The sequence below is a fragment of the Soonwooa buanensis genome (genome assembly GCF_900167905.1).
GTDB lineage: Bacteria > Bacteroidota > Bacteroidia > Flavobacteriales > Weeksellaceae > Soonwooa > Soonwooa buanensis.
In genome coordinates this window covers 79,888-100,985 of record NZ_FUYZ01000010.1, presented here as the reverse complement: position 1 = coordinate 100,985, position 21,098 = coordinate 79,888, and the positions used below count along the sequence as shown (strand labels likewise).

At 34.5% G+C, this 21,098-nt stretch carries 20 protein-coding genes; 9 read left to right on the top strand and 11 right to left on the bottom strand.

Going from position 1 to position 21,098, the window contains the following annotated elements; translation table 11 throughout:
- Window positions 1–60 precede the first annotated feature (60 nt).
- Window positions 61–900: an aldo/keto reductase gene (locus tag B5X62_RS12830; protein ID WP_079667836.1), complete on the bottom strand. Its 840-nt coding sequence runs from the start codon at window positions 898–900 to the stop codon at window positions 61–63.
- Between the two features lie 154 nt (window positions 901–1,054).
- Between B5X62_RS12830 and B5X62_RS12825 the strand changes: the two genes are divergently transcribed.
- Complete coding sequence (locus B5X62_RS12825; protein WP_079667861.1) at window positions 1,055–2,134, top strand: agmatinase family protein; 1,080 nt, start codon at window positions 1,055–1,057, stop codon at window positions 2,132–2,134.
- A gap of 112 nt (window positions 2,135–2,246) precedes the next feature.
- Entirely contained in the window at window positions 2,247–3,872 is a 1,626-nt protein-coding gene (locus B5X62_RS12820) for an AarF/UbiB family protein (protein WP_079667835.1), read from the top strand.
- 82 nt (window positions 3,873–3,954) lie between these two features.
- On the opposite strand, the gene B5X62_RS12815 is transcribed toward B5X62_RS12820, so the two are convergent.
- The gene (locus tag B5X62_RS12815; RefSeq protein ID WP_079667834.1) at window positions 3,955–4,350 is read right to left on the bottom strand and encodes an acyl-CoA thioesterase; all 396 of its coding nucleotides are present in this window, start codon (window positions 4,348–4,350) and stop codon (window positions 3,955–3,957) included.
- Window positions 4,351–4,541: 191 nt separating this feature from the next.
- Here B5X62_RS12815 and B5X62_RS12810 point away from each other — a divergent pair, with 191 nt between their 5' ends.
- Both B5X62_RS12810 and B5X62_RS12805 read left to right on the top strand, forming a co-directional pair.
- Complete coding sequence (locus tag B5X62_RS12810; RefSeq protein ID WP_245797198.1) at window positions 4,542–5,099, top strand: DUF5655 domain-containing protein; 558 nt, start codon at window positions 4,542–4,544, stop codon at window positions 5,097–5,099.
- Window positions 5,100–5,199: 100 nt separating this feature from the next.
- On the top strand, window positions 5,200–5,646 hold the full coding sequence (locus B5X62_RS12805; RefSeq protein ID WP_079667833.1) for a VOC family protein: 447 nt from the start codon (window positions 5,200–5,202) through the stop codon (window positions 5,644–5,646).
- Window positions 5,647–5,834: 188 nt separating this feature from the next.
- Here B5X62_RS12805 and B5X62_RS12800 read toward each other — a convergent pair whose 3' ends face one another.
- On the bottom strand, window positions 5,835–6,890 hold the full coding sequence (locus tag B5X62_RS12800; protein WP_079667832.1) for a serine hydrolase domain-containing protein: 1,056 nt from the start codon (window positions 6,888–6,890) through the stop codon (window positions 5,835–5,837).
- A gap of 12 nt (window positions 6,891–6,902) precedes the next feature.
- Window positions 6,903–7,415, bottom strand: coding sequence for a DUF4199 domain-containing protein (locus B5X62_RS12795; RefSeq protein WP_079667831.1), 513 nt, complete (start codon window positions 7,413–7,415; stop codon window positions 6,903–6,905).
- Window positions 7,416–7,852: 437 nt separating this feature from the next.
- Between B5X62_RS12795 and B5X62_RS12790 the strand changes: the two genes are divergently transcribed.
- Together B5X62_RS12790 and B5X62_RS12785 are read left to right on the top strand one after the other, a co-directional pair.
- The gene (locus B5X62_RS12790; RefSeq protein WP_079667830.1) at window positions 7,853–9,451 is read left to right on the top strand and encodes a glycoside hydrolase family 31 protein; all 1,599 of its coding nucleotides are present in this window, start codon (window positions 7,853–7,855) and stop codon (window positions 9,449–9,451) included.
- A gap of 195 nt (window positions 9,452–9,646) precedes the next feature.
- Entirely contained in the window at window positions 9,647–11,287 is a 1,641-nt protein-coding gene (locus B5X62_RS12785) for a Na+/H+ antiporter (RefSeq protein ID WP_317041909.1), read from the top strand.
- A 71-nt stretch (window positions 11,288–11,358) separates the two neighbouring features.
- On the opposite strand, the gene B5X62_RS12780 is transcribed toward B5X62_RS12785, so the two are convergent.
- From B5X62_RS12780 to B5X62_RS12755, 6 genes are all read right to left on the bottom strand, one after another.
- Entirely contained in the window at window positions 11,359–12,087 is a 729-nt protein-coding gene (locus B5X62_RS12780) for a DsbA family oxidoreductase (protein WP_245797197.1), read from the bottom strand.
- 54 nt (window positions 12,088–12,141) lie between these two features.
- Complete coding sequence (locus B5X62_RS12775) at window positions 12,142–12,750, bottom strand: HAD family hydrolase (protein WP_079667828.1); 609 nt, start codon at window positions 12,748–12,750, stop codon at window positions 12,142–12,144.
- A 60-nt stretch (window positions 12,751–12,810) separates the two neighbouring features.
- The gene (locus B5X62_RS12770; protein ID WP_079667827.1) at window positions 12,811–13,059 is read right to left on the bottom strand and encodes a DUF6952 family protein; all 249 of its coding nucleotides are present in this window, start codon (window positions 13,057–13,059) and stop codon (window positions 12,811–12,813) included.
- 113 nt (window positions 13,060–13,172) lie between these two features.
- A complete protein-coding gene (locus B5X62_RS12765; RefSeq protein ID WP_079667826.1) occupies window positions 13,173–13,484 on the bottom strand; it encodes a thioredoxin family protein in 312 nt (103 codons plus the stop codon).
- A 100-nt stretch (window positions 13,485–13,584) separates the two neighbouring features.
- Window positions 13,585–14,217: a peroxiredoxin gene (locus B5X62_RS12760; RefSeq protein WP_079667825.1), complete on the bottom strand. Its 633-nt coding sequence runs from the start codon at window positions 14,215–14,217 to the stop codon at window positions 13,585–13,587.
- A 547-nt stretch (window positions 14,218–14,764) separates the two neighbouring features.
- Window positions 14,765–15,955, bottom strand: a complete 1,191-nt coding sequence (locus tag B5X62_RS12755; RefSeq protein WP_079667824.1) for a pyridoxal phosphate-dependent aminotransferase — start codon at window positions 15,953–15,955, stop codon at window positions 14,765–14,767.
- 119 nt (window positions 15,956–16,074) lie between these two features.
- Between B5X62_RS12755 and rsmG the strand changes: the two genes are divergently transcribed.
- Genes rsmG through B5X62_RS12740 form a run of 3 tightly spaced genes read left to right on the top strand, consistent with a single transcriptional unit; the run spans window position 16,075 to window position 19,886 of the window.
- A complete protein-coding gene (rsmG, locus tag B5X62_RS12750; RefSeq protein ID WP_079667823.1) occupies window positions 16,075–16,704 on the top strand; it encodes a 16S rRNA (guanine(527)-N(7))-methyltransferase RsmG in 630 nt (209 codons plus the stop codon).
- A 15-nt stretch (window positions 16,705–16,719) separates the two neighbouring features.
- Window positions 16,720–17,130 (top strand): hypothetical protein, encoded by a 411-nt coding sequence (locus B5X62_RS12745; protein ID WP_079667822.1) that lies wholly within the window; start codon window positions 16,720–16,722, stop codon window positions 17,128–17,130.
- Window positions 17,131–17,183: 53 nt separating this feature from the next.
- A complete protein-coding gene (locus B5X62_RS12740; RefSeq protein ID WP_079667821.1) occupies window positions 17,184–19,886 on the top strand; it encodes a PD-(D/E)XK nuclease family protein in 2,703 nt (900 codons plus the stop codon).
- Window positions 19,887–19,928: 42 nt separating this feature from the next.
- Here the strand turns inward: B5X62_RS12740 and B5X62_RS12735 are convergent, their stop codons facing one another.
- Window positions 19,929–21,011: a T9SS type A sorting domain-containing protein gene (locus B5X62_RS12735; protein ID WP_079667820.1), complete on the bottom strand. Its 1,083-nt coding sequence runs from the start codon at window positions 21,009–21,011 to the stop codon at window positions 19,929–19,931.
- Between the last annotated feature and the right edge of the window lie 87 nt (window positions 21,012–21,098).

Sequence of the window (21,098 nt, the reverse complement as noted above, 5' to 3'; positions counted from 1 at the left end):
ACCAAAAATCCTCCATTGTTAATAGAGGATTTAGAATCTATTATCGAGAAAAAACTTAATTTAGAAATCAATAAAATCTGGATTAAGACCAGAAAATCCTGCTTCTTCCATAGCGCTAATCCTTTGCATATCGTCATTATCGATTGTAAAAGCATTAACATCAATATTGGCAAGAATATTCTTCGGCGTTACAGATTTTGGAAGTGGTAAAATCCCGTTTTGAAGACAAAATTTAATACAAAGTTGCGCAACCCAAACATTGTACTTTCCAGCAATGTTTTTTAATAATTCGTTGTCAAGAATTCGTCCCGAACCAATTGGGCTCCAAGCTTCTACCAAAATATTATTCTTTTTGCAATAGTCTACAACATTATTTTGTAGATAACCTGGATGATATTCGATTTGGTTAACCATCGGCGGTATTTTTGCAGTTTCTGCTAAGCTTTCGAGATGATGAACAAGGAAATTGCAAACACCAATTGCCTTTATTTTTCCTTGGTTATAAAGATCTTCCATCGCGCGCCAAGTTTCGGAATTCAGTTCTTTCCAATTATCAAACTGTTTAGCATTTGCGGGCCAATGGATCAAATATAAATCAATATAATCGGTTTGCAAAAGCTCCAATGACTTCTCGAAAGCATCCAAAGTTGATTGATAACCGCGACTTGTATTCCAAACTTTAGTCGTCAGGAAAATATCTTTTCTGTCCAATTGACTTTCTTTGATCGCATCACCAACGCCTTTTTCGTTTTCATAGATTTTTGCGGTGTCGATATGCGTATATCCATTTTCTAAAGCAAAAGTCACTGCATTTTTAACATCGTCACCATCAGGGATTTGCCATGTTCCGAATCCAATTTCTGGAATTTCTAATCCATTATTTAAAACAAAATTTTTCATATTTCTGTATTAATTCATTTAATGAAAACAAATTTAGTTTAAACCAAAAAAACTTCGAGAAATTTTAAGATAAATTAACTTGTGGAAAATGGCTTGCAGTCGATCTTTTAAAAAAGAAAAATTATCTTTGCACCGAAAATTAAAACAATTAAAAATGTCAACAAAACAAGATAAAATAAACAACTTCGATCCATCGCAACCAGGCTTAGCTGATGGGACAATTTTTGGGTTACCTTTTACCGCAGACGAGTCAGAAATTGTTGTTGTGGCAGTGCCTTGGGAAGTTACGGTAAGTTATGGCGCTGGCGCTTCGGAAGGTCCAGATGCTATTTTGGATGCTTCTTTTCAAGTGGATTTGTTGCATCAAGAATTTCCAGGATTGTGGAAGCAAGGGATTTATTTTGATGCTGGAGCCGAACATTGGAAATCGACAAGTGATGAACATAAAGCTTTGGCACAACCAATTATCGAAGCTTTAGAAAATGGAGAAGTTATCGCTGAAAATGAAGCTTTAAGTCAAAGTTTAAAAACGATAAATGAAGCTTCCACTAAATTGAATGCAGAGTTGAAAGAGCGTGTTTTGGATTGGCATTCAAAAGGGAAAAAAGTAATTTTGTTAGGTGGTGATCATTCAACGCCTTTTGGATATTATCAAGCTTTGGCGTCTCAATACGACAATTTTGGTATTTTGCATTTTGATGCACACATGGATCTGAGAATTGCCTACGAAGGTTTTACTTATTCCCACGCGTCTATTATGTATAACACGATTCAGCTTCCGCAAGTGTCAAAGTTGGTACAAGTCGGCATTCGTGATTTTAGCGAGGAAGAAGTTGGTGTAATAAAATCAACGGATAAAGTGAAAGTTTTTACTGATACTGATCTTAAAAAAGCGCAGTTTGAAGGTAAAACTTGGAAGCAACAAGTGGACGAAATCATCGAGTTGTTACCAAATAATGTTGCAGTAAGTTTTGATATCGATGCGCTTTATCAATGGTATTGCCCGAATACAGGAACGCCAGTTCCGGGAGGTTTGTCGTACGAACAAGCGGTGTATGCGTTAAGTCGTTTGGCGGAATCTGACAAAAACATCATCGGAATCGACCTTGTAGAAGTTGCGCCTAGCGAAACTGACGAATGGGACGGAAATGTTGGTGCAAGAATGTTGTTCCACATGTGTGGTGTTTTGGCGAAGAATAACAAACTGAATGTTGGCGAGCCAGTTCGGTTTTAAGAAATTATAAATTCAAAAAAATATAAAGCAACTTGTCATTTGATAGGTTGCTTTTTTGTTTCAAAACAAGCAAGGAACAATTTTTGCGTCCAAGAAAACTAGAATAAATCTTATGTTTGACAAGCAACAAAAAAAAATAAAACGATCGGCAAAGCTTCTTCAAGTTATTAGCAAATATGGACTTCAGGATATGTTGAGCCGAATCTCAAATGGTTCAGATTCAGATTCTGAGAAGAATAAAGCTGGTTACGAAAGACTTCGTTTAGCTTTGGAAGAGTTGGGACCGAGTTTTGTTAAATTGGGACAATCTTTTAGTAATCGCGATGATCTGTTGCCTAAGGATTTAATTCTTGAACTTCAAAAATTACAAGATCGGGTAGAAGTTGTCGATATGGATGTCAAGATGATTCTACAAAAGTCTTTAGATATCGTTGTTGATGAGCATTTTAATTACATCGATACAACGCCGATTGCCGCAGCATCTATCGCGCAAGTTTATAAATCGCAACTTAAAAACGGTCAGGATGTTATCCTAAAAATTAAACGTCCCAACATTGAGAAAACCATACAAGCGGATCTTTTGCTCTTAAAAGATTTAGTGAATTTAATCGACACTTATTCTGATATTGGCGATCAAATCAATCTTAAAAATGCTTTGTTCGCGTTCGAAAAGTCTTTGTTGGAAGAATTGTCTTTGAGTAATGAAAAGAACAATATTCTGAGGTTTCAAAAGAATTTTAAAAACGATAAAGACACTTATGTTCCTAAGGTTTTTGAAGATTATTGTGACAATCAAATCCTTACAATGGAATTTGTTGAGGGCACAAAAATTACCGATATCACTTCTTTAGTCGCACAAAATATTGATGTTAAAATATTAGCAGAAAAAGGTTATCAGCTTTTTGTTTCGCAGATTTTGGATTACGGATTTTTCCATGCAGATCCGCATGCAGGCAATATTTTGGTCAACAAAGAAGGTCAAATTGTGTTCATAGATTTTGGCGCGGTTGGTGCAATTCCGGAAAGTGATCAATCAATTTTAGAAAGTTTAATTCTGAATTTCGTTGCACGAAAGCCTGATAAAATCATCAGAAATCTCAAAAAGCTTGCGATATATTACAGTATTCCGAATGATCGACAATTCGAAAATGATGTTTTAGAAATCCTAAATACCATCCATAACAGCTCGTTAAAAGACATCAATGTGGCAGCGATAATGTCCAAAATGAAAGATGTTCTTAAAGAAAATCGTCTTGTGATGCCAGACTATTTTTATTTGTTGTTTAAAGGAATTTCTTTGATAGACGGCGTTGGACGCACGATAAATCCAGATTTGGATGTTGTCAGTAGTCTAAAACCTTATAGCAAAAAGATATTTTTTAAAAAGTTAAATCCCGAAAAACTTGCTAAAAAAGGATTTAATAAACTAACAGATTTAAGCGATCATTTTGAGGAAATCCCGAACGAATTGCGATCAGTTTTGCATAAATTGGACGAAAACCAATTGAGTCTCCAAACCGAAATTAAGAACATGGATCGACTAGAAGTGGTGATTAAATCGAGTATTGTTAATCTGATTTTAGGAATTGTACTCGCTGCAAATATCATCGGGACTTCCGTTCTTTGGGCTGCGAAAATAGGACCTCAAATTGGCGACCTTCATATTTTCCCAATTTTAGGATTTGTGGTTTCGCTTGTGATGATTATCGTTCTTTTATTAAGAGTTTTAAGAAGGTGAATTTTACCTTAATCTATTTTTATAAGTAATTATATTATTGTGGTTTATATATTTTATTTGTATTAATGCTTTAAATAAAAAATTACATATTTGTTTTTAAATCTTCTAACCAATTATTATCAATTCTTTTGATTTTTTGAGTTTCAGAATCGAATAAAATCCAAAGCGTATCAGACAAAACTACCAATTCATCATTACAATAGAATTCCACTTTACGAGGTTGTTTAATGCCAATTGGCGGAAGCGGATAAGTTTTAATAATTAAAATATCATCAAGAAATAATTGTTTTTTGTACTGAATATGATGATCCATTAACACCCAATAATCTTTGGAATAATTGGTCTTATCTTTCAAAACCTCCCAATGTTCTGCTGCGATTTCTTCAACCCAATGGACATATTGCACGTTGTTGACATGTCGAATTTTATCAAGATGTTCTTCTGTTATTTTTATTTCCTTGGAATAAACTAAATCCATTTTGCTATAATATTTACTTCAAATTTATTAAAAATCTTAGTTTTAAAACTTCATCAAATTCAATAAAAAAGTCTTGTAGCATCTGATATTTTTATAATTTAGAATCCTGAATTGAAAATCGATTTGATATCCTTAGACAAGCTTATCAATGCTAAATTCAGTTTAAGATTTAATTTAAAAATTTAAAGTAAATGGACATCGATAAGGCGACACAAACGATGATTGATAATCTTCACAAAAACTCAGGAAAAACTTTGGAAGAGTGGATCGAAATTGTCAAAAAAGAAAATCTTGTAAAACACGGCGAAATCATTAAATTCTTAAAAGATAAACATGAGTTTACCCACGGTTTTGCAAACCTCGTTGCGCATCGTTCAAAAGCTTCTGATGCAGCCTCTGTAGAAAATAAAGACGATCTAATTACTGAGCAGTACAAAGGAAAGGAAAGTCTAAAACCAATCTATGACCAACTTGTCAACGAAATAAAAACTTGGAGTAAAGACTTAGAAATTGCGCCAAAAAAAGCTTATGTTAGTCTGCGTCGTAACAAGCAATTTGCAACTTTGACACCTGCGACAAAAACTAGATTCGAAATCGGTCTGATCTTGAAAGGTGTAGAAGCGACGGATATTTTGGAAGCTGAAAAACCAAATACAATGTGTACACACAAAATAAAAATCAGCAAAAAAGAAAATCTAAACAATGAAGTTCTTAACTGGTTTAAAAAAGCTTTTGATAAAGCACTTTAGAAGATGACAGAAAAGAAAAAGTTTATAAAAATATAAGAAAGCGATAATTATATTTCAGAAAAACACGAATCAACAAAATAATCATAAACATAAACGAAAAATGGCAACAACTAACATTTATTTAACTTTTGAAGGCAATTGCAAAGCGGCTTTTGACTTTTACAAATCAGTTTTCGGTGGTGATTTCCCACACGTTGGGAAATTCGGAGATATGCCCGAAACGGACGGTAAACCAATCTCTGAAGAAGACAAAGAGAAAATTATGCACATCACACTTCCAATTAGTAAAGAAACTGTGTTAATGGGCAGTGACGCTGGCACAGATTGGGGAAAAGGATTGACAATTGGTAACAACTTTTCGATTGCTATTAATGCAGATTCTCGTGAAGAAGCTGACAAATTATTCAATGGACTGTCAGAAGGCGGAACGGTTACAATGCCTTTACAGGAGACGTTTTGGGGCGCTTATTTTGGAATGTTCGTTGATAAATTCAATATCAACTGGATGATGAATTATGACGATCCTAGCAAGGTTCAACCTCATTAATTTTATTAAAACAAAAAACTGCTTTGCGAAACCGAAGCAGTTTTTTTAATTAAAAAAAGGCGTTCGCCACAACAGCAAAAGCCTTTAACAATACAATATTTAGTTCGGTAGGTAAGCTTCAAACTTACTTTTCCAAAGATAGTTTTGTTAAACCTTTCAAAAATACGGTTAACCGTAAAATCAGGTTTTTAAAACTTTGGATTAGGATTTTTACTTAAAAAATCAATTAATAAATTTTTGATTTTTGTTTCAATATTGTAATAATAATCGCTGTTTTCAGGCATTTGATTTTCGAGGATAACAAGACTCAAATCATATTTCGGAATGTAAATATTAAGTGCGCTAAAACCGTCACCTAAACCAGTATGTCCATAATATTTAATATTTTGCTCATTTACAACACGAATTCCGTAACCGTAAGGCTGTTTTTCTTTTCCGAAAACATCATGTTGAGACAGGGCTTTTCCTTTTAAAAACTCTTGTAGACTTTTATTTTTCAAAATCTTACCAGAATAAAGTAATTGATTCCAAAAGCTTAACTCGCTTGTTGACGCCAACCAACCATCAGCCGCAGCAAAATCTGGTCGAATACCACTTTTTTCTAAAACTTCAATTTTTTCATTGTTGATTAAATGTCCTTTAACATTGGACAAACCGCTATTATTTGTAAAAATTTCTGGATTTTTAAAACCTAAAGATTTCAAAAACGTCGTAGCTTGTTCTGCATAAGGTTTTTTATAAATCTGTTCTAAAATCTGACCAGCAAGCGCAAATGACAAATTTCCATATCGAAATTCTGAACCTGCGGGATAAGCCAGTTTTTGATCCAATTTTACAATACCATGTGTATGATTCAGTAATTGATAAACTTTTACAGAATCTTTCCAAGCCATTTTTAAGTCAGGAAGATATTTAGAAATTGAATCTTCTAGATTTAGCTTCGAATCTTCAACCGCTTTCAGCATCATAACTGCTGTCAACTGCTTTGTAATGGACATTACTTCAAAACGGTTAGTATTTTTAAGTGCGGTTTTAGTATTAAAATTTTGTACACCAAAACTCGATTGATAAAGATTCTGTTTTCCTTTTGTTATTAAAATATTTCCATTAAACTTAATTGGTGAATCTTGATGCATCACCGAATCTATTTTCGAATAAATGGACGAAAATTGTTGTGCGGAATACTGTAGACTCAAAATCGAAAATACAATAATTAAAGACAAACGACTTTGTGTAGCAAGCATCTTTTTATGATTTTAAAAGCTGGTTTCGGATTGTTTATTTTTCTTGGGTTTGGTTTGTAAAAACACCATTAAAATAGCGGATGTAATTACTCCCAAAGCTAATGCCCCGAAAGTCCCTTGTCGCACATAATTAGCAAAATTATATTGTGCTTTTGCTTCATCAAAAGTTCCATAGTAACCATGATTCAAACCATTCTGAATAGCATTTTTAAAGAAGTCTGGCGATATCACAAAAGAGACTATCCATTGTACAAAAGGACTTAGAAAAGCAATAAATAATGACAAGACGATCCCCGAAGTCACACCTTGTTTAAAATCCATTTGCCCTTTATAGTAGTTTTTCTTTTTGTCACGAAGCGCTAGATAAACCATTATCGTTGCAGGAATCGCAAAAAGATTGGTCAGATACATTTGATAATCAATATATTTATCATGTAGACCTGTAAGTTTTTCTAGAAACATCCAGGCTAAGGCCACTATGCTAAAAAGTATTGCCCATTTTATCTCAATCTTAATGCTTTTCATTTAATTTTTATTTTCGATGGCGTTTTTTCGTAATACTTGCTAAAATATTCAAAATTTCTAGATTAGCAAATACCTATTGATAGGATTTTATTAAAAATAACTTAATTTGTCATTTTTAAAATACAGACTAAAAATTAATACTTCTAAAAACAACTTTTTTGTCAATATCAAAGTGTATAACCACCAGATATTTGTAAACTTCTTTCTTAATTTTAGTATTGCTATCTGCTCTCTAAATTTTATTTTTTTGCGACTATAATTAAGAACGAATAAGTATTTATTTTTTAAAATCCACTTCACTTACTCTACAATCAATAATGATTTCGATGACGTCGGAGATCGTTAATAAACTGTTTTCTATACGATTTTAATAAACGTTTTATATTTAAAAACTATTTCAATGGTGAAATATTTTTTATTTTCGTTAAAATTTTATAATGTTAAAATTATTTTCTTTTTTTCTGATTTTGGTTTGTACCAATTCAATTTTTGCTCAAAACGAACATACCACAGAGGTTAAATTTTTAGAAAATGAACAATGGTGGGGTGGCGCGGTTGCCTTGGGTTCTCAGATGCCTTATGTAAAGCCTTTGAAGGAATTCAATCTAGCGACTCAGAACTATAATAATCAGGTGGTGCCTTTGTTTTTGTCTAATAAAGGACGTTTTATCTGGAGCGAAAAGCCTTTCAAATTTGAAGTTCAAGATAAAGCGATACAAATTAAATCCGATTTCGAAGAAATCAAAATTCAACAATCGGGTTCTACGTTAAAATCTGCTTATTTGGAATCTAGTAAAAAATATTTTCCAGCAACGGGAACGCTTCCAGATCCTTTATTTTTCTCGATGCCGCAATACAATACATGGATTGAGTTGATATACAACCAAAATCAACATGATATATTAAAATATGCCCAAGGAATTGCGGATAATAACTTTCCGAAAGGCGTTTTGATGATTGATGATAACTGGCAGAAATACTACGGTAATTTTGAGTTTAAAGCTGAAAAGTTTCCTGATCCCAAACAAATGGTTGAAAAACTCCATTCGATGGGCTTTAAAGTGATGTTATGGGTTTGTCCATTTGTGAGTTCGGATAGTCCAGAGTACAGAATGTTGGAAGAAAAAGGCTATTTAATCAAAGAAAAAGGGAAAAACTCGCCAGCAATTATTTCGTGGTGGAATGGGAAAAGTGCGTGTTTCGACTTAACAAATCCTGAAGCGAAAGCCTATTTCGTAGCTCAATTAAAAAAGATGCAAGCGGAATATGGGATTGATGGGTTCAAATTTGATGCGGGAGATAATCAATTTTACAATCCGAAATACATTGATAGTTATAAAAAAGACGCGATTTCTGTAGATCACACCAAAGCTTGGAGCGAAATTGGTTTGGAGTTTCCGTTTAATGAATATCGTGCGGGATGGCAAATGGGCGGACAACCGTTGGTTCAGAGACTTGGCGACAAAGCTTATTCTTGGAAAGCCGTTCAAATGTTGATTCCAGATATGATTGCAGCTGGACTTTTAGGTTATGCCTACACGTGTCCTGATATGATTGGTGGCGGTTCTTTCGCTGCATTTTTAAATCTAAAAGAAGGTGATTTTGATCAAAAATTAATCATTCGATCAGCTCAAGTTCATGCGTTGATGCCGATGATGCAGTTTTCTGTTGCGCCTTGGAGAATTTTAAGCGCTCAGAATCTTGAGATTGCAAAGAACGCTGCGAGATTACACGAGAAATTCGGCCCTTATATTTTGAAATATGCACAATCTTCATCTAAAAATGGAGAGCCAATTGTTCGTCACATGGATTATGTTTTTCCGAATCAAGGCTTTGATTTAACAAAGGAGCAATTTATGTTGGGTGACAAATATATGGTTGCGCCAATTTTGACAACGGAAGATAAACGAACGGTGAAACTTCCGAAAGGAAAATGGAAAGATGATTTAGGAAATGTAATTCAAGGTGGAAAAACTATCGAAATTGATGTTCCGCTAAGTCGATTACCGTATTACGAAAGATTAGGAAAATACTAGTATTTTATATTTAAATTATAGAAAACCTTGCGATTATTTTGATTGCAAGGTTTTTTCATTTTGGTTAAAATTGATTTATATTTGCTGCATAAAACACAACACATGATTTTCTATTTTCGTCTGCAAAGCATATTGCTAGACATTCATCATCAGCATTTTGATTAAAGATTTCAAGGTTTTGATTTTCAAAATCGAGTGATTATTTCTTTACAATTCAACCCTTTTTTTACAACGATTATTTTTATGTTGCACGAGCTTTTACCATTTGGTTTAATCATGGTTTTCATCATTGTGCTGCTCAATATTTGGGCGACAAAACTCAAAATAGCCTATCCCATTTTGCTGGTTTTGGCAGGATTGGGCATCAGTTTTATTCCAGGTTTACCCGTGATTCGTATCGATCCCGATATGATATTTTTAATCTTTTTACCGCCTCTTTTGTATGAAGCCTCGTGGACGGTTTCTTTTAAGGAAATGAAAAAATGGTGGCGTATTATTGGAAGTTTTGCTTTTCTCGTGGTGTTTTTTACTGCTTTTTTGGTAGCTATTACAGCCAATCATTTCATTCCAGGATTTAGTATCGCATTGGGTTTTGTTTTGGGTGGAATTGTCTCGCCTCCGGACGCTGTGAGTACAGGGGCTATCACCAAGTTTGTGAAAATTCCGAAATCGACATCTGCGATTCTAGAAGGGGAAAGTTTGTTAAATGATGCGTCTTCGTTAATTGTTTTTCGCTTTGCTTTGGTTGCCGTGGGAACGGGACAATTTATCTGGCAAACGGCGATAAAAGACTTTTTGTGGATGTTAGTTGGCGGCGTTGGAACTGGTTTGATTGTGGGTTTCATTTTTATGAAAATTCATAAAAAATGGTCTACAGATCGTGTTTCTGATACGGCGCTAACGCTAATTGCACCATATTTTATGTATTGGCTGGCAGAACAAGCGCATTGCTCGGGAGTTCTGGCGGTCGTAAGTGGCGGATTGTTTCTGTCGTCTCAACGATTAAGTTTTTTAAGTAGCAGCAGTAGAATAACTGGTTTCAGTGTGTGGCAAAGCTTTGTTTTTATCTTAAATGGAATCGTATTTCTCATCATTGGGCTTGAACTTCCCGAAATTGTTGATGGCATTAAAGCCAATGGAATTCCTCTAGAAACAGCAATTATTTACGGTGCGATTGTCACGCTTGTTTTGATATTGGCGAGAATGGTGAGTTCATATATTGCGATTTTTGCTACGATCATTTTTCGCCCCAAAGTGGCTCATAATATGCAACAGCAGGGAAGAAGTTGGTGGGCGCCTTTAGCCATGGGTTGGACAGGAATGCGAGGCGTTGTTTCTTTGGCTGCAGCACTTTCTATTCCGTTACAATTAAATGGTGAGCCTTTTCCGCATCGAAATTTAATTTTGTTTATCACTTTTGAAGCCATTTTATTAACCTTGGTGGTGCAAGGATTGACTTTACCGTGGGTGATTTCAAAATTTAAGCCTTTTTCTGGATTAGCCAATTTGGAGCATGATGAACAAGAAACGCGTCAACATATCAAAAAAGGTTTGAAACAGCATGTTTACGATCATATCAAAAACAAATTTGAAAGTGAAGAACGTTGGCAAGGTCATGCTGGGATGGAGAAGGTTTTGAAGCATTGGGAAAATCAAGCCAATACACAAGATATTCGATGGATTGATGATGATATTAAAGCTGTTCTTTTAGAAATGTTTGAGTTGCAGCGAAATTACCTTCATGAACTGAATAAAGATCCAAAAATTGATGAAGAAATTATCCGTATGCAAGTGTATCAAATCGATTTAGAAGAGGAAAGAATTCGATATGTTTGATTTTAAATTTAATTTCAAAAACAAAAAAACCTCCAATATTCTGGAGGTTTTTTTATGATTTCTGGATTAATTTAATCACATTTCCCGTCGATATCGCAACTTGCAGCATCATTAGACTCTAAAGTTTTAAAACCCGAATCTTTATTAAAATCGGCGTAAGATTGCTTAAGTGCATCTAAGAAATGATGAACTGGTTGCGCACCTTTAACAGCATATTTTCTGTTAAACACAAAAAACGGAACCGAGTCAACACCAAGATCAGAAGCTTCCGCAATATCATCTTTGGCATATTTTAGAAACTCATCTTGTTGCAGTGCTTGGTTAACATCATCTGCAGAAAGTCCAATTAGTTGTCCCAAATCGAGTAGAGTAGCTTCGTCAGCTAAATCTTTTCCATCGGTGAAATGCGCTTTAAAGAAAACTTCTTCGGCTTGATCGCCCAATCCTTTCTCTTTTGCAAACTGAATAATTCTGTGCGCTTTGATGGAATTTGCAAGTAATTGCGTTTCAAAATCGAAATCTAATCCAGCATTTTTTGCCATTTCAGTTACATTTTCGAACATCACATTAACATCGTTAATGTTCATCCCTTTGCGGTTGGCGATGTATTCGGCCATCGTCGTTCGGATTTTAACTTCCTCTGGAATTGTAGGATCTAGTTGGAAAGATTTCCATTCGACTTCAACCCGATCTTTGTGATCAAATTGCGCTAGAGCAGCCTCGAAATGTCTTTTTCCAATGTAGCAAAAAGGGCACATGATATCGCTCCAGATTTCTATTTTCATTTTATTTTGATTCATATTTTTTAAATTTTATTTAGACTAAAACCTATACAAAGTTGCAACAATTAAAGTTTAAAACTCATATCCTAAGTTATGAAGTTCCTTTGCTAAATCCGTTTCTGGCGTCACATGAATTGTAGCAAAACCTAAATCTTTTGCTGTTTTGATATTGTCAATGTTATCATCAATAAAAACTGATTCTTCAGCTTTTAGATCATAACGCTTCAATAAAACACGAAAAATTTTTGGATCAGGTTTTATTAATTTTTCGTCTCCCGAAACAACTATTTTACCTTCAAATAATTGGAAAAAATCATAATGTTCCAAAGCATAAGGAAACGTCTCGGCAGACCAATTGGTCAATCCATACAAAGGATATTTGCCTTCTAACTGACGAAGTACAGCGACATTTTGAGGAATCTCGCCTCGCAACATTGTTGTCCAGTTATCGTAATAAGCGCGGATATCTTTTTCGAAAAGTGGATGTTCTTTAACCAATTTTTCGGTGCCACGTTCGAGTGTTCTGCCACGATCTTGTTCAATATTCCAAGCGTTGGTTGCAATATTTTTTAGAAAAAAATCCATGTCGGCTTCGTTGTCGAAGTGTGTTTTGAAGTAGTATCGCGGATCCCAATCCATCAACACACCACCAAAATCGAATATTATATTTTTAAGTTTCATGTATGCAAAATATAAAAAAGACCGTTAAAAACGGTCTTTAGTACGATAAAAAATCGCTAATTATTTATCAATAGAACCCATCACTTTTTGTGCAAAAGCGTTAAGGGCATCTTTTTCGGATAATCCGTTGCTAACTTCGTTGTGTACCTCCAAAGCACCGCAGATATTGGTAATCATCTCACCAACAACATCCAATTCTTCTTCCTTCACACTACGGAATTCGCAGAAGCTTTCCAAAACTTCCAAAGCAGTATTAAGTTGCTCAGGCGTTTGTGTTTGATAAAATTGTCTTATGATAGGTAATTTCATGTCTTACTATTTGGTTTAGAAACTTTTACTTAAAATTAATTAGTTCTCGAAAAATTACTAAAACTGACTAATCTTACTTAAAGTTTCAGATTATTATTAAAATCGAAAAACAATTAAGCTTTCAATTCGTCGAATAAAGTGTTCAAGCTATCCGCTTGATTGGTTTGCACTTGGTTTTTCAAAGCGCCATTTTCGAAAGCTGCAAAAGTTGGTAGGTTATCCACGTTTGCCATTTTTCTACTTTCAGGAAGTTTTTCCGCATCTACATAATAGAAAGGAATATCTTCATTTTCCGAAGCCAATTTCTTGAATTTAGGCTTCATAATTCTACAATTTCCACACCAAGAAGCGCCGTATTGTACCATCACTTTTGGGTTTTCACTTAAGATTTGTTGTAGGTTATCTTCTTTTAATTCTAAAAACATTTTCTTGGATTTTGGGTATTAAAAATGTGATAATTTGTAAATAATCATCTTCAGTCACCCTCAGCATTACAAATTATCACATTAGATTATTTTAGGACAATTAGTGTTTTGCTAAGTATTCTGCAGTCGAAGTTCTGTCAGCTTTCATAGCGTCTTTACCTTCTTCCCAGTTAGCTGGACAAACTTCTCCGTGTTTTTGTACGTGTGTGTAAGCATCGATAAGTCTTAAGAACTCGCTTACATTTCTACCTAATGGCATATCGTTAACCGCTTCGTGGAAGATTTTTCCAGTCTCGTCGATTAGGTAAGTCGCTCTGTAAGTTACGTTAGATCCTGTGTAGATTTCGTTACCTTCATCATCAAAATCGATATCTTGGTCAACAATACCTAATAGGTTAGAAAGGTGTCTGTGTGTATCCGCTAGGATAGGGTAAGTTACACCTTCGATACCACCGTTATCTTTTGGCGTGTTCAACCATGCGAAGTGTACTTCGTTAGTATCGCAAGACGCACCAATTACGATTGTATTTCTTTTTTTGAACTCATCCAAAGCATCTTGGAAAGCGTGTAATTCTGTAGGACATACAAAAGTAAAATCTTTTGGATACCAGAATAATAATACTTTTTGTTGATTTTCAACTGCCTCATTTAGGATGTTAATTCTAAGATTATCACCCATTTCGCTCATTGCATCGATTGTTACATTCGGGAATTGTCTTCCTACTAATGACATAATTTTATATTTTTAAAGTTAAACTCTTGTTTCAAATTTTGTAGTACAAAGGTAATAAGATTTTGTGAATTAAAAAATTAAAATCAATTTATAAAATCTATCACTCTAAATTTGAAATTATTCTAAATTATTTGGGCGCTTTAACCGGCTTTCACTACTCGCTTTTTTTGCAAGGTAGCTTCGACTCCGCTCAGCCACCATGTAAAAAGAGCTCAAACATGCCGTTCAATCCGGAGCGCTTTGACTATCTTTTTGTTATATAAATTTACAACTTAAACAAAAGAAAACCAAGCTTATACAACTTGGTTTTCTATGATATTTGTTAGGTTGTTTTAAATATTAAAACATTTAAAAATTTAAAAATTTAAAAAATGAAATATTTAAAAATTCAGAGTGCGATTTGATTAATCAAAAATCTTAAATACATAATCCAAAATCATAAATTAAAATAATTCATAATTCATAATTCATAATTCTTTAATCTTTCAATCTTTCAATCTTTCAATCTTTTAATTTTTTAATCCTTTAATCCTTCAATAATTAATAACTATAAATCTTTCACAAACTCCTTTATTCTTCGCATCGCTTCAATAAGATCGGCTTCAGAGGTTGCATACGAGAATCTAATGCAATTAGGATTCCCGAACGATGTTCCGCCAATACAACCAACATGCGCATGTTCTAAAAGGCACATTGCAAAATCGTCAGCATCTTTTATTAATGTTCCTTCAATTGTTTTCCCAATGAAATAAGAAATATCTGGGAAGAAGTAGAATGCACTTTTTGGAAGATTACATTTGAAACCGTTGATGTCTTTCATTAGATCGTAAACCAAGTCACGACGTTTATGGAAAGCATCAATCATATAGTTAAGATCAGATTTTGGCATTTCCAAAGCAGTAATAGACGCACGTTGTGCCACGGTATTTGCGCCGCTCGTCATTTGACCTTGGATTTTATCACAAGCTTTCGCCAACCATTCTGGACACGCCGAATAACCGATTCTCCAGCCAGTCATCGCAAAAGCTTTACTCATCCCGTTGATGACCGCTGTTTGCTCATAAACTTCAGGAAATTCCGCAATCGAAGTATGCTTTCCTGTATAATTAATGTATTCGTAGATTTCGTCGGAGATTATCGTGATTTGCGGATATTTTGCAACAACCGCTGCAATCGCTTTTAGCTCATCATAAGTATAAAAACTTCCCGACGGATTACATGGCGAACTGTAAAGAATAGCTTTTGTTTTTGGCGTGATGGCTTGTTCTAATTGTTCTGCAGTCATTTTAAACTCGGTGTCGATGCTGGTTTCGATAAAGACAGACTTTCCGCCCATCATTTTTACCATTTCGTCGTAACTCACCCAATATGGCGCTGGCAAAATCACTTCATCACCATCATTAATAATAGAAGCCAAAACATTAATGATAGATTGCTTAGCACCATTAGAAACGCAAATTTGTGTTGGTTTATAATCGAGATTATTATCTCTTTTTAGTTTGTTAGCGACGGCTTGTCTTAATTCCAAAAAACCAGGAACAGGAGAGTAGTGGCTGTAGTTTTCATTAATAGCGTCAAACGCCGCTTGTTTTATTTTTTCGGGAACGTCAAAATCGGGTTCTCCAAGAGTAAGACTGATAACATCTATACCATTAGCTTTCATTTCTCGCACTTTATTACTCATTACAAAAGTTTGAGAATAGCTTAATCTATTAAGACGGTCAGAATATTTTTCCATGATAAAATTAATTATCGGACAAAGATAATATTTAAAAGGAATAGAAATTAGATTAATCTTTTTTAAAAAGCTTTAAAACTTGACCTAAAACTATTATTTCTTTTTCCTAATTTCGCAGCATGTCTTTAGAACTTATTTTAAAATACTTTCCGAACATCACGGAGACGCAGAAAAAGCAATTCGCAAAACTAGAAGACCTCTATAACGAATGGAATGAGAAAATAAATGTTATCTCACGAAAAGATATGGAAAGTCTTTATGAGAAGCATATTCTGCATTCTTTAGGAATTGCAAAAGTTATGGATTTCGCACCAGATACCAAGGTTTTGGATATTGGCACTGGTGGCGGTTTTCCAGGTATTCCGTTAGCTATTTTATTTCCAGAAAGTCAGTTTACGCTAATTGATAGTATCGGAAAAAAGATTACAGTTGTACAAGCTGTTGCCGAGGGCGTTGGACTGACCAATGTTACGGCGATCCATGGTCGTGCGGAGAAAGTAAAAGACAAGTTTCATTTCGTGGTAAGTCGCGCTGTGACGCAGATGCCTGTTTTCCTTCGTTGGTTGCATGGTAAGTTTGAGAAAGAACAATTCAACGCAAAACATAATGGGATTTTGTATCTAAAAGGCGGTGATTTAGGTGAAGAATTAGCAGGTATCAAATGTGAACTTTTTCAATTGAAAAACTTCTTTGAGGAAGACTTTTTCGAAACCAAAAAAGTTGTGTATATTTCTAAAGGAAATGTTTAACCTAAAAATACCGCTATGAAAAATTTCACAAAATTTGGAATTGCTGTCTTAGGTATCATGTTTTTGCAGTCTTGTAACAACGATGCCTACGAGCTAAAAAGCTATGAAGAACGAAAAATTGACAGCGTTAAGATTGATAACGATACGATGACTGTGTTTAATATGCAGCCGATAAAAGTGTTCTCAACCTACAATAAAGAGTGCGAAGGCTTTTATGGTATGGATTATATCCCAAAAGATTCTATAAGAACGGTCGTTAATTATGCCTACAAAAACAACCAAACTTGTCAGTCGGGGACTTATCGCGCATTTAACTTAATCCGTTTTGAACCTCAAAAAACGGGAACTTACTATTTTAAGTTTTGGCAAGGCAAAGACGCAAGTGGTAATAATATTTGGCTAGAAAAACAAATCGTTGTTGAGTAGCTTTTACATAAAAATTTAACTAAATTGAGACCTTATTATTAAGGTCTTTTTTTATGAAGTTTCTTGAGAAAATTGTTGAAGATTTATTATCAAAATTTTCAGATTTATCTAATCTAAATATTATCCTTCCCGGCAAGCGCCCTTTGGTTTTCATCAGTAAAATCTTAAAGCAAAACGCCTATTCTGGGATGTTACCACAGTTTTTAACCATCGAAGATCTTATCCAAGATTTGGCTGGCAAGCAGCATTTGCAAGGTGTTGCTTTGCATTTGTTCGCTTATCGAGTTTATCAAAAAGTGGATAATTCTGAGGACTTTGGAGGTTTTTTAAAGTGGTTTCCGACTTTGCAAAAAGATTGGGACGACATGCTAAAATTTACGGATAATGACGAGAAGGTTTTGCAATGGATGTTGGACGAAGAACGTATCAAAAACTGGGGCGATGATCTTGGTGAAGAAGATAACGCCCGCAAAAGAAACCTTAATTTCTGGCGCAAAATGAACGAGTTTCTTCCTCTTCTTAAACAAGAATTAAATGCTAAAAACTGGGCAACTTCAGGAATGATACACGTTGCAGCGCATGATAAAATCGAAAACTTCGCAAAAAATAGCAATTCGCAATTTGTGTTTTGCGGTTTCAATGCGTTTACACCGATTGAGGAGAGCTTGGTCAAAAACCTTTTGCATTGGGACAAAGCGATATGTTACTTCCAAGCTGATCGATACTATATTGATGATACGCGACAAGAAGCTGGCAAGTTTTTGAGAGAACATCTCAAATGGAAAGAATTCAATGATCATCGTAGTTTTAATTGGATTGAAGACGACTTCCGACAAGAAAAAAACATCAATGTGTACGAAGTTTCTGGCAATGTTGTACAGACCAAAGTGCTTCCAAAGATTTTTGCAAATATTCCAATTGAAGATATTTCTAAAACTGCCGTTGTTTTGTTGGACGAAAACCTTTTACCAGCGAGTCTTGATGCCTTGACAATGGTCCCGAATCTCAATATTACAATGGGTTTTCCGTTGAAGAATATGTCGTTTAGTAATGCCATCAAAAAGTTATTTTACCTTCAAAAACAATTAGAGAAAAAGTCGAGCTCTTATTATTATGCTGATGTATTCCCGATTTTGCAAGAACTTCCAAATTCTGCCGACGACCAAAAGATTGTCAACGAATTTATTAGCAATATCGAAAGTCGAAATATTGTCTACATTTCCGCTAAGATGTTCGATGAATTGTTAGGAAAACTAAGCTATTTTTCGTTATTAAAATACCCGAAAGATGTTATTAAATATTTGGATGATTTAATCCATTTTTGCATCGATATCAAATTCCGAATTACAGATGACGACATTCTTTATGAGAATATCAGCCATTTTGAAACAACTTTTAAAATCTTAAAAAATCAACTTCAGCCTTACAAGATTCCTATTAAAATAGAGACTCTGGAAGTGCTTATCAACCAATTGGTCAATTCGGAATCGATAGATTTTCAAGGAGAACCTTTAGCAGGTTTGCAAGTTATGGGACTTTTGGAAAGCCGACTTCTCAATTTTGAAAACATCATTTTGCTTTCTGTTAACGAAGGAAAATTACCTTTAGGAAACACTCAAAACACCTATTTACCTTTTGATGTTCGAAAGAATTTTGGATTAAATACTTTCCTTGAAAATGATAGTATTTACGCTTACCATTTTTATCGTTTAATTCAAGATTCCAAGAATGTACATTTGCTGTTTAATGCATTAAGTTCTGGCGTTAATACTGGCGAAAAGAGCCGTTTCATTACTCAAATCGAAATGGAAAGTTCGCATAACATCAATCATATTGTAGTTGACAATGCGTCAGAACCTATCATTCAAGAATTGATGTGCATCGAGAAAACCGAATCTGTTCTCGCTAAATTGCAAGAATGGAAAAAGTCGGTGTCTGCATCACATCTTACAAGTTATCTTTATAATCCGATCGATTTTTATCTTCGATATGTTCTTAAAGTCCGAGATACCGACGAAATAGAAGAGGAACTTTCGGTGCGTAACTACGGGAATCTTGTGCATTTTGCCGTTCAATATTTATATGAAGATTTAAAAAATAAAATCTTGACTTTGGAAGATTTCAAAGTGTTAAAAGATAGGGTAGAAGCTTCTATTATCCATGCCATCGAAACACTAAATCATCAAAAAGAATTCTATGATCGCGGTATGAATTATGTGCATCGTCAAATTGCAGAACGTGTGATTAGAAGCATTCTTCAATACGATGAAGATTTAGTGAAAAATGGCTCGTCGTTAGAAATCTTAGAACTCGAAAAGAATGTAAAAGCGGAGTTTTTTATTAATGAGGACAAAACAGATTCTGTCATGTTTAACGGATTTGTGGATAGGATAGACCGTCTGGACGGCGTTATTAGGATTATCGATTATAAAACCGCGAAGACTAAAAGGCTTCAGATAAAATCAAATTCTAAAAAAGATAGGGAAGAGCAACTTGAGACTTTGTTTTATAATGAGGATTACAAACAAGCACTGCAATTATCTATTTACAAATATGTCCTTCAACAAGATGAAGACTACAACCGAAATCCGTTAGAGTCGGGGATTTGGTCGTTTGCAGAAGTCAACAAAGGCGTTGCTGCTTTGGATGTTGTTGATTTTGACGACTCCGAAATCGAGTTTGCAATCGCTTCATTAATCAATCTCATCCTAGATCCAAATGTTCCTTTTGAAGAGAAGGAACAAGTGAGTTGGTAAAAGAAACCGCCTTTTCAATAAGATTGAAAAGGCGGTTTTTGTTTATTCTTTAATGACTTTCTGAGTGAGAGTTTCGGTTGCAGTTTTAATTTTTATCACATAGTTTCCTTTATTTAAATGCGTTAAATTCAAAGATTTTGAAACCAGTTGTCCATTTTGATTATACACCTCAATACCTTTAATATCAGTCTGTGGAATATTTGTTTTAAAATTTCCTTGCGATGGATTTGGATATATGAAGTTTGTTTTTACTTTAGTTGATGAAGTGGCCAAAGTTGAAGAATTTTCTAGATAGCGAATTTCGGTGGGTGCTATGCCAGCATTAGTTTCAACAGCGGTTACATCTAGAACTGGGAATTTAAAATCGGGGCTAAACCATTGATAATTAATTAGCTTAACGTTTCGTTGCTGATTAGTGCCATTCTGCGTCGTAGTTAACACTTGTTCTGATACCGTTTTTAATCTAAGAACGTTTCTAAAAGTTTGATCTGCAATAACAAGATCGCCGAAACCATCAACAGTGTTGCTTCTCGTCCCAACGCCACTTACCTGAAGATTGAAACCTTGAGGTTGCACATTTCCGCTATATGAAAAAGCTTCAGTGTAAGCATCATTATAATTCATAGGAAATTTGTATACAAAGTCGGGCTGTTGATAATTGAGAACCATGTTAAAAGTGGTACCAAACGAAACGACCTTCACTCCAATCATTTTGAGTGTAAAATCTGTCGAAGTTTTATTAAAATGAGCATAAACATTTTCTAAAACTGTATTGGGGCCAGCTGTATATGGTGCTTCAAGAAGTTGTATTGCAGCACTATAATTATCGTTAAATTGTGTGTCACAATCTGTTATGTAACCTTCCGATAAACACCATAAGCTCTTATATCCTGTAATATTGGGATCAACATAACTAACTGATTTACTAGATTGATTTTGAATACTTGAGAAGTTCCATTGATAATTAGGACCAGAAAGATCAAAATCAATATTAGTAGAGGCATTTCCCAAGAAGTAATCGGCTTGATCACCAGCATTTGCATAATCTGCAGAGGTATAAGTTACCTGTGCATCTACCAATGGCTGCAATAACGCCATCAGTAGAACTGTGTAGATTTTTTTCATGATTAAGATTGTTTTTAGTTTTCAGTAAAGTTAAATAAAATCAAAACTTTTTATACTATACTGAAAACTAAACGCTTACATGTTTAG